Here is a 14,037-nt window from a genome sequence, read left to right as displayed (position 1 = left end):
ATTTATCGGTGCCCAGACTCGCGCCATGAAGTCGCCCCCTAAAGGTTTAGCATCCATGCGCCAGGCCCTGCCATTCACCGTTCTCGTTCTCGGATTTGTCAGCTTTTTCAATGATCTTTCCTCGGAGATGGTGGTCCCTCTCATCCCTGTCCTCCTGGCCACCATACTCGCTGCGGGTCCGGTGGCCCTGGGCCTGGTAGAAGGGGTGGCGGATACCGTAGCGAGCTTTCTCAAACTCTGGTCCGGCCGGCATTCTGACCTCATCGGTGGGCGGCGCAAGGGGCTGACGGTAATCGGCTACACGGTTTCCAATCTGGCGCGACCGCTCATCGCTGTGGTGGGAAGCTGGCCAGTGCTTCTGCTCGTGCGCAGCATCGACCGGATGGGGAAAGGTATCCGCACCGCACCAAGGGATGCCTTGCTGGCAGATTCCACGCCACCGCAACGCATCGGCTTTGCGTTTGGCTACCAAAGGGCCATGGACAATGGGGGCGCGCTGCTGGGGGCTCTGGTGGCAGCGGCAGTTCTGCATTTTTCCGGAATCCCTTTGGAGGATGTCATCCTCCTGTCGGCCATTCCCGGCGCCGTCGCCATTTTGCTCCTCATTGGCGGCGTGCGTGAGGCGCCACGACCACCCAATCACCGGACCCCAGCCCGTATCTCCCTGAACCCGCATCACCTGTCACCCCACATCCGGCGCTATCTCCTTACGCTGAGCCTGTTCACCCTGGCCCGCGCCACCGAAACCTTCATTCTATTGCGTGCTTATCAGCTCGGCATGGACGTCGTACAGGTACTCCTGCTCTGGGCCTCCATCCATGCGGCCAAGAGCAGCACCGGCATAGGCGGCGGACGACTGGCCGATAAACTGGGGCGGCGACCCGTTTTATTCATCGGCTGGTCGGCCTACGGCTGTAACTACGCCTTGTTCGCCATGGTGGAAAGCCTCCCGTTGTTGTGGGCGGTGGCCTTATCCTATGGTTTGTTTTTTGGCTTCAGCGAAGGGGCCGAACGGGCCCAGATCAATGATCTGACCACCGCCGACGAGCGCGGCACGGCCTTTGGCTGGTATAACCTGGCCACTGGCATCAGCGCGATCCCTGCGGGATTATTGTTCGGCTGGATATGGGAAGAGGTCGGCGCCCCTTATGCCTTCGGCTTTTCCGCCTGCATCGCCATCACCGCCACCATACTCCTCGCCACCTGGGTCTACCGCGGCACCCCTTGGCGGCAGTCCTGAATGCGCGCAGTCGCTGCCTGCGGATTGCCGGAATGGCCCCGGAACGGCACAATACCATCAGTACCCGCGCGGGTTAGGCCACGCGGGCTGCCGTTTCCCGGCACGGATCAGCGACGGTTTTTTCTTGCCGCACATCCAGCCGGGGCCCAGCACAGGAGGCTCCATCTTGGATTTACGTAGCGAACTGGAAAAAATCGGTGAACGCGCCCGCAGCGCCCAGCGCCGGTCGCAAAGCGCGGACAGCGCCGCCAAAGACAGCGCCCTGCGCTCCATGGCGGAATTTCTGCGCCGCGACGCCGACAATCTGCAACGCGCCAACCGCAAGGATTTACGCAGTGCCGAAGAAGCGGGCAAGGATGCCGCTTTCATCGACCGCTTGTGTCTGGACGAAGCCCGTATCGAAGCCATGGCCAGGGGCCTCGAAGAAATCGCCGCCCTGCCCGACCCCGTGGGCGAGATCACCGACCTGCGTTACCGCCCCAGCGGCATCCAGGTAGGCCATATGCGCGCGCCCCTGGGCGTGATCGCCATGATCTATGAATCGCGCCCCAACGTCACCGCCGATGCCGCCGGCCTCTGCGTCAAATCGGGTAACGCCGTCATCCTGCGGGGCGGTTCCGAGTCCCTGCACAGCAACATGGCCATCGCCGAGCGCCTGCGCGCTGCCCTCGGCAAGGCCAACCTGCCCCTCGATCTGGTCCAGTACGTCAACACCGCCGAGCGCGAAGCCGTGGGTATCCTGATCGGCATGGATCGCTATGTGGATGTGGTGATTCCCCGCGGTGGCAAGGGCCTCATCTCCCGCGTCAAAGCCGATGCCACCGTACCCGTGATCATGCATCTGCATGGCAACTGCCATGTGTATGTGGACGCCGACGCCGATCCCCGCAAGGCACTGAGGGTGGTCCTCAATTCCAAAGCCCAGCGGTTGGGCACTTGCAATACGGCAGAGAGTCTGCTCATTCATCAGGAGCGGATGGACGACCTGCTCGGCTCCATTGCCACGGCACTACAGGAGAAAGGCATTGAGATCCGCGCCTGCGAACGCGGCCTGCCCCGCATCCCCGGTGCTATTGCGGCGACCGAAGAGGACTACGGCACGGAGTATCTGGGGCCGATCATTTCCCTCAAGGTGGTGGATGATCTCGACGCCGCGATTGCACACATCAACCGGTACGGCTCTCAGCATACCGAGTCCATCGTCACCGAAAACTATACCCAGGCCCGCCGCTTTCTGCGCGAGGTGGACGCCAGTTCCGTCATGGTCAATGCCTCCACCCGCTTTGCCGACGGCTTTGAATACGGTCTGGGTGCAGAGATCGGCATCTCCACCAACCGCCTGCACGTGCGCGGACCGGTGGGGCTGGAAGGGCTGACCCTGCAGAAATGGATCGTCCTGGGAGATGGCCATATCCGCTCCTGAAGCACCATCGGCGGCATTACAGGCCTTGTTGACGACCGTGGCCGACGGCTTGCCCCACGCCTGGCCTGCCGATGATTCAAGCGGGCTTCCGTCTGCGCTGCTCGCGGAGGCTGGCGAATGGGGCTTCCCCCTCTATGCGCGAGATGGTGGCGTGCAACTGGAATATCCTGCCGCGCCCCTCTGCGCCCAAGAGATTGCCGACATCGGCGGCATCGACCCGGCGCATATCCATCTGCCACTGTGCTGCGCATCCACCAATGCCGAGATCCTGCAGGATGCCGGCATGGACGTCTGTCTCACCGAAAGCCAGTGGGCCGGACGCGGGCGGCGCGGGCGCCGGTGGTCTTCACCTTTCGGGCGCCATCTCTACCTGAGTTACCGCTGGACTCAGCTCCGCCCGGTCCATGCGGCACTAACCATCGTTGCCGCCCTGTCCGTGTTCACCCTGCTGCGGGCGCGCCTGCCCGATCTTTGGGTCAAGTGGCCCAACGATCTTTGGGTGGGGGGACGCAAGCTGGGGGGCATTCTGGTCGAAGCCCGCCCGCGCCGCCACGAAGAGACCCGGCTGGTGGTCGGTTTGGGACTCAACATCCACGATGATCCCGGTCTGCCAGCCACTGCCGTGAGCCTCGCCGACCTCGACATCAGGGTCACCCGCAGCGCCCTCGCCGGTACTATTCTCCGCCAATGGCGGGAAGACTTCGCGCGCTTTGCGGACGAGGGGTTCACGCCTTTCCTGACCTTGTGGGAGAAGGCGGATCGCCTGACCGGGCAGCCCGTTCAGATCAGCGACGCGCAGGGCGTGCGCGAGGCCCGGGTGCTGGGCCTCGGCCCGGACGGGCGCCTGCAGGTATCCTGTGCGGATACGGGTACGATCTGGCTGAGTGCCGGTGACGTCAGCCTGCGGCCCCAGCATCCATGATCCTCATCTCCGTCGGCAATACCCGCACCCTGCTGGCGCGTACTCGCGATGGCATGCATTTCGACAGCGTCAGCGTGACCACTGCACTGCCACCCGCAGAAATCCTGCAGCAGCCCGGCCTGACATGGCTCAGCGCGCCGAACCGGGAACCCGTCGCGCTGGGCGGCGTCGTGCCTGCGGCGCTTGTCGCCTGGCGGGAAGCCCTGGCCACGGCAGAGGTCCGCGAGCCGGACCCCGGCTTTTTTCGCCGCGCCGTGCCCCACCGCTATCATCCGCCGGAAAGCCTTGGCTTTGACCGCCGCTGCTGCCTGCTCGCCGCCGCCATGGACTTCCCCGGCCAAGACAGCATCGTCATCGACATGGGCACCGCCATCAAGATCGACCTGCTGGCTGGCGGACATTTCCGGGGCGGACGTATCCTGCCGGGTGTCGCCATGAGCCTGCGCGGTCTGCATGAAGGCACGGCACTCCTTCCTGAAGTCGCCCTGAACACCCCGGCGGAAATGCTGGGCAATGACACCAGCAGCGCCATTCAGGCCGGGGTCATCCACCTCTTTGCCGATGCCCTGCGCGGCGCCATTACCGACTATCGCCAGTACAGCCCCCAGGCACAGATACTGATCACCGGCGGTGATGCCGAACGTTGGCAACCTGGCATCGCTGGTAGCCTGTATCAGCCCCATCTGCTTCTGCGCGGCTTTTATCTGTGGATACGAGGATGACACCCGTCCCCGACACCGGCCCGTGCAAAAATGGCCGCAGCCACTTGGCGCCAGCTGTTCCCCCATGTACGCTACTCCCATGACCCAACCCTTTCAGCGCGTCTTGCTCGTCAGCAAATATCATGATCCCTCGGTTCTCCCTGGGTTGCGACAACTGCGGGATTTTTTGCTGGCGCGAGACATGCCCACCTTTCTGGAAAGCCAAAGTGCTGCGGATATCGGCGACAGCCTGGGGCTACCGTTGCTTTCCTTCGCGGAAGCGGATGCCGGCTCGGACCTCGTCATCGCCCTTGGCGGAGATGGTACGCTGTTAGGGACCGCGCGACAGACCGCACAAAGCGGCATTCCCATCCTCGGCATCAATCAGGGGCGCCTCGGCTTTCTCGCCGACCTCTCCATCAACCAGATCAACGAAGCCTTGCCACCCATTCTGGAGGGGCATTACCAGCAGGACCTGCGCAGTATCCTCCATGCCGAGTTATGGCGTAGTGAGGAGCGTGTCCATACCGGCCTCGCCGTCAACGAAGTCTTTATCCACAAGGGCGGTGGCGAGAGCATGATTGAACTGCAGGTGCAGATGGACGGCCGTTTCGTCTATACCCAGCGCGCCGACGGTCTCATCATCGCCACACCTACCGGCTCCACGGCCTACGCCATGTCGGCGGGCGGGCCCATCCTCACCCCCACCCTCGCGGCGCTCCTCCTCGTCCTCATCTGCCCACACACCCTCACGGCGCGACCCCTGGCGGTGGCCGATTCGGTGGAAATCGTGGCCCGTCTCACCGCCAGCCGCCAGCCCGCCGCGCTCAGCCTGGACAGCCATTGCAGCGTCCCTCTCGAAATCGGTGACGAAATCGTCATCCGCCGAGCCTCCTGCGCGGCCCGTTTTATCCACCCCGAGGAAGAAAACTTCTTCCAGATCCTGCGCGGCAAGCTGCACTGGGCCGACTCCCCCGGAACAGACTGATGCTCCTCAACCTCCAGGTGCGCGACTTTGCCCTGATCGACGCGGTCAGCATCGACTTTGCGGCGGGGCTGACGGTGCTCACCGGAGAGACCGGAGCGGGCAAGTCCATTCTGGTGGATGCCATCGCCCTGCTCCTCGGCGACAAAGGCCACGCTGAAGACATCCGCCATGGCGCCGAGCAAGCGGAAATCAGCGCCGAATACGGTCTCAGCCCGGAACACCCCGCGCGTCGGTGGCTGCGCGAACAGGAAATCGAGGACGAGGATGTCTGCCTCCTGCGCCGCATCATTCAGCGCAACGGCCGTAGCCGTGCCTTCATCAACGGTTGCAGTGTCACCAACGGCCAGCTCCGGGAATTCGGTGAAACCTTGGTCGAACTCCTCGGCCAGCATGCCCACCAAAGCCTGCTTCAGCCGGAACGCCAACTGTTCCTGCTGGATCGTTTCGCGGGATTGGAGACCAATCTGAGCGCCGTTGCCGACCGCTATCGGCAATGGCACCAGGCCGCCCAACATTGCGCCGTGTTACAGGAACAGCAGAACATGCAACATGAGCAGGAAGACTGGCAGCGCTTTCTGCTCACCGAGCTGGAAGCCGCCGACTTGCAGGCCGATGAATGGGAAAACCTGCGCGCCGAAGAGCAGCGCCTCGGCGCTGTGGAAAAGTTGCGGGAAGACGTACTAGCCGCTCTCGCCCGCCTGGATGGAGAAGACAGCGCCGCCAGCCGCGCCATCGCCGAAGCGCAACGCCATGTGCATGCCGCCCGCGCCCACGATTCCCGCCTAACTGACTGCGATGAACTGCTCAACTCGGCCATGATTCAGACCGAAGAAGCCATTACCAGCCTGCGCACCTACGCCACCGACCTGGAGGCCGATCCGGAACGGCTCGAAAGTATCGCGCAGCGCCTGCAACTCCTGCAGGATCTGCAACGTAAGCACCACTGCGATATGGCCGGCCTGCTCGCCAAGCGGGAGTCACTGCGCCGGGAATTGCTGAGCAGCGCAGATTTGGACGCGGAACGCCGCGCCGCCGAACGCGAGTTGGTCCAGGCGCGTGCGGCGTACGTCGAGGACTGCGCCGCCCTCAGCGACGCACGCCAGCGACAGCAGGACGCACTGGCCCAGGCCATCATTGCGCAGATCCAGCAACTGGGCATGCCCCACGCCGCTATCGAGCTACGCCTGTACAGCCATCCCGAAGCCGAAAAACAATGGCGGGATACCGGGTGGGATCAGGTGGAAATCTGGATTACCGCCAACCCCGGCCATCCCGCCCAACCCTTGGCCCGGGTTGCCTCAGGCGGCGAACTGTCACGCATCGGCCTTGCGCTGCAGGTCATCCTCGCCGCGCCGGAACGCATCGACACCCTGATTTTCGACGAAGTGGACGTGGGTATCGGCGGTGCCGTCGCCGAACGGGTCGGACGCCTGCTGCGCCGCCTCGGCGCCCATCAGCAAGTCCTCTGCGTCACCCATCTGGCGCAGGTGGCGGCCCAGGGGCACCAGCACCTCCGGGTGGAAAAACAGGTCGTCGACGGTCAGACCCTCAGCAAGGTTCATACCCTGGGCGATTCCGATCGCCGCCAGGAAATTGCCCGCATGCTGGGCGGCATTGAAATCAATGATGCGGTTACCCAGGCGGCCGCTGCCTTGCTGGCCGGCGCCGAATCCTGAGCCCGGCGGCCCAAACCAGGCCCAACAACGCCCACCCGCCCCCGTTCAAGAGGTGTTCAAGCGTAGCCAATGGCCTACACTAGGCCTTGACGCCAGGGTCGCTTACACTCTGGCTATCAAGGGATATTCCGGGCGCGCAATTGCGTGTCCCATGCCGGAGAACCGATGGCGGCCGATTTCATGGAAGGACACAGCACAGATCGCGAGTCAGCCGTTCCGACGCGCGTCGAACATCACCGAGCCGACTCCATTCCGCGGCGGGTACTGGTGGTCGCTTTGGCGATACTGATGCTGGTGGGCGGTGTGGTCTACGTCGCGGTTCGCTCCATTCACACCCTCGGCAACAGCAGCGATACCCTCGTTCAGGTCGGGTTGCCCCTGCAAAAACAGCTGCTGCAGATCAAGAACACCCAGCATCAGGCGGAATTTTTTCGTCGGCTTGCCCAGGTGCTGCCGCAGGCTGGTTATGAAAAGACCTTCGTCCAACTGGTGACCAGCGAAGAGCGTGACCTGCAGACACTGCAACGCGCCACTCGCGACCACCCCGCCCTCACGGTGGCCATACAACAGTTGCAAAGCAGTCTGACCGCCTATGCGCAGACCACGGGTGGCAGCGTGACCGAGGCGGCGAGCAAAGCCGCCGTCGAAGAAAAGTTCGAGGCTGTACATCTGGCGATGACAAATCTCCTGATCCGCCAGGGCGCGGCGGCGGCGGCGGCACGAACCCGCGCCGTGCAGCTCCTCTATGCGCTGGTCTTCATTACCGCTCTGCTCAGCATACTCATTCCCTGGCGGGTAGCCAGCGCCCTGACCCGGCCCCTCAGGGCTTTTCGTCGCGCCGTCGAGGATATTGGCGCGGGCAAACTGACGAATGTCGCCAGCGAAGGTCCCCAGGAGCTCCGCGATCTCGCCCGGAGCATCGAGAGCATGCAGACCCGGCTGCAGGAAGAGGAACGTTTGCGGCATGAATTTCTCAGCCAGGTGTCTCACGAGCTGATCACGCCGCTGGCGTCGGCACGCTCCGGCAGCGAGCTCCTGCTCAGTGAACGCATCGGTCCGCTCTTGCCGCGACAGCGCGAAGTACTCGAAATCATCGTCCGCCAGGTCAAGGAGTTGTACGCCGCCATCCAGGAAATGCTGGATATGCATGCCCTGCAATCGCGTTCCCTGGACTTCTCACCACAGGACATCGCGGTCGCCGACGTGCTGCTCGACCTGCAAAAACGCATGCAACCACTGACCGACAAAAAAAATCAAATACTGGACTGTGGCGGGTCGAAGGAACTCGGCGTCTATGCCGATCCCCAGAGACTGCGCCAGATCCTCACCAACCTGGTCAGCAACGCCCACAAGTACAGTCCGGCGGGCGGGCGGATCGAGGTTCGCGCGACGGCGCAGCAGGGGGGTATCCTTTTTTGCGTCAGCGACAATGGTCCCGGCATTCCCGATGCCTTGCTGGAACGGGTCTTTGAACGCTTCTATCAGGTGCCGGTCAGCAACCGCCTGCCCCGCGGTACGGGTCTGGGGCTTGCCATCACCCGCGAACTTGTGAGCGCCCAGGGCGGCTGGATCCGCATGCACAATCGCTCCGGAGGCGGTCTCTGCGCCGAGATCTGGCTGCCCGCCGCACGCAATGCCGGAACGGTCTGATGCGCTGGTTCACCCGGTTCTTTCCGATCCTCGCTGCGCCGGGTCTCGCCGCAGCGCTGGCTGCCTGCGCACAGCTCACGCCGCAGGCAGCCACGCCCGTCGCCCCGCCGTCCCGTCTGTACTCTTCCGGCATGACACGTAATACACTACTCAGCGATCTCGCCCATTGTGGATTGCCCGCATCCACGGCATGCGCGCGCATCCATGCGGCGTTGGCCGAGGTTTATCTGACCCACGGCGCCCTGGACACCTCCGCACTGGGAAACGCCGCGAGGGAACTGGATCTCGCCGCCCAGAATAACGAAGTGGGCGCCGGCACGCTTCCCCTGCGTCGCGTCGTACACGCCCTGCAGGAGCGCAGGGCTGGTGGGGATGCGTGCGTGGCCCGGCTGAAAAAGGTGCAGGCACAATCCGCCGTCGTGCAGGCACGCCTGGACCGCCTGGAAAACCTCCTTCACGACCATGCCGAAAAATCGCTTGACCACCATGTTCTCAGGCAGCCCTGACATGCCCAGACCAGTTCCCATCATCCTCACCATTGACGATGATCCCGACTTTCTGCGCCTGCTCGGCCTCTGGCTGGAAAGTGAGGGATACCAGGTCCTGGCCAGCAGTGATCCCGTACAGGGCATGCAGACGTTGCAGACGGCCATGCCGGATCTGGTCATCACCGATCTGCGCATGCCGGGCATGGATGGAATGGCCGTGCTGGAGACGGTGCAGGCCCTCGATCCCGACCTCCCCGTCATCCTCCTCACCGCCCACGGCAGCATCCCCAACGCCGTGGCAGCCATGCGTGCCCAGGCGTTCGGATATCTGAGCAAACCCTTCAGCAACGAAGAGCTCCAGGAGTTGACCACCGCCGCCCTGGCGCAGCGCCACGCCGGGCAGGAAACCCGCAAACTCCGGGCGGCGTTGCGGCAACAGGCCGGGCAGAGCATCCTCCATCGCAGCCCCGCCATGGCGGCGCTGGTGGATGAGCTGGCGTGCGTTGCCGACTCGAAAGCCAGCGTTTTCCTTTCCGGAGAAAGCGGTTCCGGCAAGGAACGTGTCGCTCGCGCCATCCACGACGCCAGCCCGCGCCGTGACGGCCCGTTCATTGCGGTCAATTGCGGTGCCATCTCCGCCGGGCTGGCGGAGAGCGAACTCTTCGGCCATGTCAAGGGCGCCTTCACCGGTGCCACCCAGGATCACACCGGTTTGATCCGCAGCGCCAGCGGCGGCACGCTGTTCCTCGATGAAATCGCCGACCTGCCTCTCGCCCTGCAGGTCAAATTGCTCCGTGTCCTTCAGGAAGGTACCTTGCGCCCCGTCGGCGCCAAAACGGAAATTTCGGTCGACCTGCGGGTCATCAGTGCCACCCATCAGGACATTCACGCCCTTACTGCCGACGGTACCTTCCGCGAGGATCTTTACTATCGCCTGCATGTCATCCCGCTACGGGTTCCCAGTCTGAGCGAAAGAGCGGAAGACATCCTGCTGCTGGCCCAGCACTTTCTGGATCGGGAGAGTCAACGCATGAACCGGGATATCCTGGGGTTCAGTCCCGAGGCCCTCGACAAGCTGATGCAACGATCCTGGCCCGGTAATGTCCGGGAGTTGGAGAATGCCGTCACCTTTGCCGCGGCGGTCACCGAAAAAGGCTGGGTCGCCGCCGACGCCATCCCCGACAACGGCCGCCAGGGTGGCCAGAGTGCCTTTCCTCCACTGCAGGACGCCAAGGCCGCCTTTGAGCGCGGCTACCTGGAAAATCTGCTGCGCGCGACGGATGGCAACATCTCCCGTGCCGCACGCATTGCCGGCCGACACCGGACGGATCTTTACAAGCTGATGCGTAAGCACAGTCTGGCTCCGCAACTTTTCAAGAATCCCGAGGACCGGGATGAGGAATAGCCTCAGGCCGGTGCTTTGCCCCCATCGCCGATCTTGCTACACTGTGCCCACTTTGACTCCGTCAACAGCCTAATGACACTACCCGTTCCCGTCAGCGAGAAATCCCTCTTCCAGCGTATTCACCTGCGCCGCTGGTTCGTTCAGGGTTTGCTCATCTCGCTGCCTATCGGGCTGACGGTTTACGTGGTATTGTGGATTGGCGGCTGGCTGAACAGTCTTTTCGAGGCGCCGATCAGGGCGATTTTTGGTATCGATATCCCCGGTCTGGGCCTATTGCTGACGCTGCTGATCATTCTCGGTGTCGGCTTCCTCGCCTCCCACGTCCTGACCGCCTGGATTTTTGAAAAACTGAATGCCGTGCTCGGACGCATTCCCGTACTGCATAGCCTCTATAGCACCATTCACGAAACGGTAGGTCTGCTGTTTGGCGGAAAGGACCGCGGTTTCCGCAGCGCCGTGCTGGTGCGCCAAGGTGGCGACATGGGCTATATCGTCGGTCTGATCACACGGGACACCCTCAGCGAATTACCGCACCTGCCCGAGGATTGCGTCGCGGTGTTTATCCCCATGAGCTACGGCATCGGCGGCTTTACCTGCCTCGTGCCACGCGACAAAGTCATCCCCCTGCCCGACCTCACTCCGCAACAGGCCCTGCGCTTCGCCATGGCGGGCGGGGTGGGCGGCGGAAAAGCCATCCGCGAGAAGCCGGGCGGCAGTTCTGAATCAGCCAGACCGACGGCAAGCCGTCATCCGGAACCGGACCAATAACGGCCCTGTTTAGCCGGCACTTTGCGGCAAACCTGCAGTTTTCGTTATACTCTTGGCACAGCATAAGGAGACGAAGTATGGCTGAAGTGCGCAAGGCAGTATTCCCCGTGGCCGGTCTGGGCACCCGTTTTCTCCCGGCCACCAAGGCGAGCGCCAAGGAAATGATGCCGATAGTGGACAAGCCGCTCATTCAGTATGCTGTGGAGGAAGCCATCGCCGCAGGCTGCGATCAGCTCATTTTCATCAGTGGACGTGGCAAGCGTGCTATCGAAGACCACTTCGACGTTTCCTACGAACTGGAAATCGAGCTGGAAAAACGCGGCAAGGCGGATTTGCTGAAGCAGGTACAGGGCATTCTGCCCAGTCACGTCAGTACCATTTTTCTGCGCCAGCCCTACCCTCTCGGCCTCGGACATGCCGTGCTGATGGCCCGTCCAGTGGTGGGTGACGAACCCTTTGCGGTCTTGCTGGCGGACGATCTGATGCTGAGTGAGCCTCCCGTGCTTGCGCAAATGGTGGAACAGTACCGTCGCTATCAGACAGGCATCCTCGGCGTCGAAGAAATCCCGCGGGAACATTCCACCCGCTACGGCGTAGTCGATGCGCGGCCCTGGGATGATCGTATCTACCAGGTCAGCGGCATCGTCGAAAAGCCCAAACCCGAGGATGCTCCATCCAATCTGGGAGTAGTGGGACGCTACATCCTCCCCGCGCAGATATTCCACATTCTGGAGCAGACCCGGCAGGGCGCAGGCGGCGAGATTCAACTGACGGACGCCATCGCCCACCTGTTGAACGAACGGCAGGTGCTGGCCTATCTTTTTTCCGGGCAGCGCTTTGACTGCGGCGACAAGCTCGGCTATCTGAAGGCGACCATCGCCTTCGGCAAACTACACCCTGAGGTAGGTGCCGATTTCACCCGGTACATGGACAGCATTTGCGAGCCCCAGGCGTCGGCCGAGACCCTTCCGTGACCCCCTTCATTCTCTCCGGAATGGGCGCTATCATCGCCCGCTTCCCCGAGGAGCGCTTGCATCCATGATCATCATCGACGGAATCACCGAAAATGGCGGCAAATTCCGCCCATCGGCCTGGGCGGAGATGCTCATCGAAGGGGTCGGGCTGGCGCATTTCGGCGCGGATCATAAAATTCACTACCTGCCTCTCATCGAACCCGCCACCATCAACGGCAATGCGGCGATCATCATGGACGAGAGCCTCGAGGAGATTCGCCCGGAAGCCTTTGCAGAAATCATGCGTTTCGCCGCCGAGAATCGCCTGCAGGTGCGGCACGAAGAAGGCAGCATCTCCGATCGCCTGGCGCCGCAACCCGCCCGACGACCCTGCGGGACACGGCGCCGGCGCCCCTGATGGCAGACCGTCCATCGGCATCCGCCCGTCTGCGTTTCGCCTGGATACTCGGCATCGTCATTGCCGTCTATGGCGCCCTTAGCATCGCCCTGAGCGTGCACATCATCGACCAGCAAAGCGGTGCGCGTGCGGACCTCTATGTCGCCTTACAGACGCTGGATCAACTGCATCGGGAAGCTTTGTCCCAGACCACCAGTGCGCAGGAACGCCAAACCATAGTAAACGCCTGGCGCAACGAACGTGCCTTCGCCGCCGCTTCGACTCAACAAGCCCGGCAGATGGCAGGGACGCTGATCTCGCGTTTGAATCGGGAATATCCCGGCAACGCCTGTGGCCATGGTGGTCCGGCTTTCGTCGCTGCCGGTGCGCTCCCGGCGCAGCACGCCTGCATGATCGCCATAGGAGTCCATGGTGATATGATTGGGGTCACCGGCTATGACACCCAGGGCATCGCCATGGACAACTTTTATGAATATCTCTACGCCCCTGTCGGGCGCGCAGACTGAGTGGGCGATGCAAGCCCGGAGAAACTGACATGTATCGTGTACTGCTGCTCGGCGCTCAGGGCCAGGTGGGCTGGGAACTGCAACGCAGTCGGCCTGCGTCGGTGGAACTGTGTGCGCTGGGACGCCGGGATCTCGACATTCTGGACGCCGCCCAGGTTCGCGAGATGGCGGAATCCTTCCGGCCTGACGCCATCATCAATGCCGCCGCTTACACCGCCGTGGACCGCGCCGAGTCGGAATCCGCACTCGCCTACGCCGTGAACCGCGATGGAGCGGCCCACTGCTCCCTGGCCGCCCGGGCCTGCGGCGCCCGCCTGATCCACCTTTCTACCGATTTTGTCTTTGCTGGTACCCAGGCCACGCCGTACTCGCCGGACGCGCCTCCGGCGCCCCTCGGCGTCTATGGCGCCAGCAAGGCTGAGGGTGAGCGGCAGGTACAGGCCACCCTCGGTGATACCGCACTCATCCTGCGTACCGCCTGGGTCTATAGTGCCCACGGCAGCAACTTCGTCAAAACCATGCTGCGTCTCCTGGCCGAGCGGGACGTGTTGCGGGTGGTGGGAGACCAGATCGGTACCCCGACCTGGGCGGCGGGTCTCGCCCGCGCCATCTGGAGTACCCTGGATCACCCCGGCTTTACCGGTATTCAGCACTGGACCGATGCCGGGGTGGCGTCCTGGTATGATTTTGCCGTGGCCATCCAGGAAGAAGCGGTGGCCGCCGGGCGATTGCACCGCGCCATTCCCATCGAAATGATCCCCGCCAGCGCCTACCCTACCCCCGCCCGCCGTCCCGCCTGTGCCATACTGGACAAAACCGCCAGTTACGCCGCGCTGGGCGCTGCGCCCCATTGGCGCGCAGCGTTGCGCCGGATGCTGACCGAACCCGAAGTCATCTGA

At 63.1% G+C, this 14,037-nt stretch carries 14 protein-coding genes; all 14 read left to right on the top strand.

The features are described 5' to 3' along the window. Nucleotides 1-55 precede the first annotated feature (55 nt). The 14 genes from AFERRID_RS08435 (at nt 56) to rfbD (ending at nt 14,037) form a co-directional block, all read left to right on the top strand. Nucleotides 56-1,240, top strand: coding sequence for an MFS transporter (locus AFERRID_RS08435; RefSeq protein WP_126604888.1), 1,185 nt, complete (start codon nt 56-58; stop codon nt 1,238-1,240). A gap of 166 nt (nt 1,241-1,406) precedes the next feature. Beyond that, a complete protein-coding gene (locus AFERRID_RS08430) occupies nt 1,407-2,663 on the top strand; it encodes a glutamate-5-semialdehyde dehydrogenase (protein ID WP_126604886.1) in 1,257 nt (418 codons plus the stop codon). Next, nucleotides 2,644-3,585: a biotin--[acetyl-CoA-carboxylase] ligase gene (locus tag AFERRID_RS08425; protein WP_113526895.1), complete on the top strand. Its 942-nt coding sequence runs from the start codon at nt 2,644-2,646 to the stop codon at nt 3,583-3,585. Before AFERRID_RS08430 ends, AFERRID_RS08425 begins: the two co-directional genes overlap by 20 nt. Then, nucleotides 3,582-4,307 carry a type III pantothenate kinase gene (locus AFERRID_RS08420; RefSeq protein ID WP_113526896.1) on the top strand — a complete coding sequence of 242 codons (726 nt, stop codon included), beginning with the start codon at nt 3,582-3,584 and terminating at the stop codon, nt 4,305-4,307. Before AFERRID_RS08425 ends, AFERRID_RS08420 begins: the two co-directional genes overlap by 4 nt. 79 nt (nt 4,308-4,386) lie before the next feature. Next, nucleotides 4,387-5,274, top strand: coding sequence for an NAD(+)/NADH kinase (locus AFERRID_RS08415; RefSeq protein ID WP_113526897.1), 888 nt, complete (start codon nt 4,387-4,389; stop codon nt 5,272-5,274). Further along, nucleotides 5,274-6,950 carry a DNA repair protein RecN gene (gene recN / locus AFERRID_RS08410; protein WP_126604884.1) on the top strand — a complete coding sequence of 559 codons (1,677 nt, stop codon included), beginning with the start codon at nt 5,274-5,276 and terminating at the stop codon, nt 6,948-6,950. The genes AFERRID_RS08415 and recN overlap by 1 nt, the downstream gene beginning before the upstream one ends. A gap of 165 nt (nt 6,951-7,115) precedes the next feature. Continuing rightward, entirely contained in the window at nt 7,116-8,600 is a 1,485-nt protein-coding gene (locus tag AFERRID_RS08405; RefSeq protein ID WP_113526899.1) for a HAMP domain-containing sensor histidine kinase, read from the top strand. After that, nucleotides 8,600-9,106, top strand: coding sequence for a hypothetical protein (locus AFERRID_RS08400; protein WP_113526900.1), 507 nt, complete (start codon nt 8,600-8,602; stop codon nt 9,104-9,106). Before AFERRID_RS08405 ends, AFERRID_RS08400 begins: the two co-directional genes overlap by 1 nt. Nucleotide 9,107: 1 nt before the next feature. Beyond that, nucleotides 9,108-10,493, top strand: a complete 1,386-nt coding sequence (locus AFERRID_RS08395) for a sigma-54-dependent transcriptional regulator (protein ID WP_113526901.1) — start codon at nt 9,108-9,110, stop codon at nt 10,491-10,493. Between the two features lie 72 nt (nt 10,494-10,565). Then, nucleotides 10,566-11,261 carry a DUF502 domain-containing protein gene (locus tag AFERRID_RS08390; RefSeq protein ID WP_113526902.1) on the top strand — a complete coding sequence of 232 codons (696 nt, stop codon included), beginning with the start codon at nt 10,566-10,568 and terminating at the stop codon, nt 11,259-11,261. 77 nt (nt 11,262-11,338) lie between these two features. Beyond that, nucleotides 11,339-12,235, top strand: coding sequence for a UTP--glucose-1-phosphate uridylyltransferase GalU (galU, locus tag AFERRID_RS08385; RefSeq protein ID WP_113526903.1), 897 nt, complete (start codon nt 11,339-11,341; stop codon nt 12,233-12,235). Between the two features lie 64 nt (nt 12,236-12,299). After that, complete coding sequence (locus AFERRID_RS08380) at nt 12,300-12,632, top strand: DUF3579 domain-containing protein (RefSeq protein ID WP_113526904.1); 333 nt, start codon at nt 12,300-12,302, stop codon at nt 12,630-12,632. Further along, entirely contained in the window at nt 12,632-13,138 is a 507-nt protein-coding gene (locus tag AFERRID_RS08375) for a hypothetical protein (protein ID WP_113526905.1), read from the top strand. Before AFERRID_RS08380 ends, AFERRID_RS08375 begins: the two co-directional genes overlap by 1 nt. Nucleotides 13,139-13,167: 29 nt before the next feature. Then, nucleotides 13,168-14,037: a dTDP-4-dehydrorhamnose reductase gene (gene rfbD / locus AFERRID_RS08370; RefSeq protein ID WP_126604883.1), complete on the top strand. Its 870-nt coding sequence runs from the start codon at nt 13,168-13,170 to the stop codon at nt 14,035-14,037.

This window comes from Acidithiobacillus ferridurans (genome assembly GCF_003966655.1).
Lineage (GTDB): Bacteria > Pseudomonadota > Gammaproteobacteria > Acidithiobacillales > Acidithiobacillaceae > Acidithiobacillus > Acidithiobacillus ferridurans.
The sequence above is the reverse complement of the archived record's forward strand: the minus strand, read 5'-3'. Positions and strand labels throughout refer to the sequence as shown.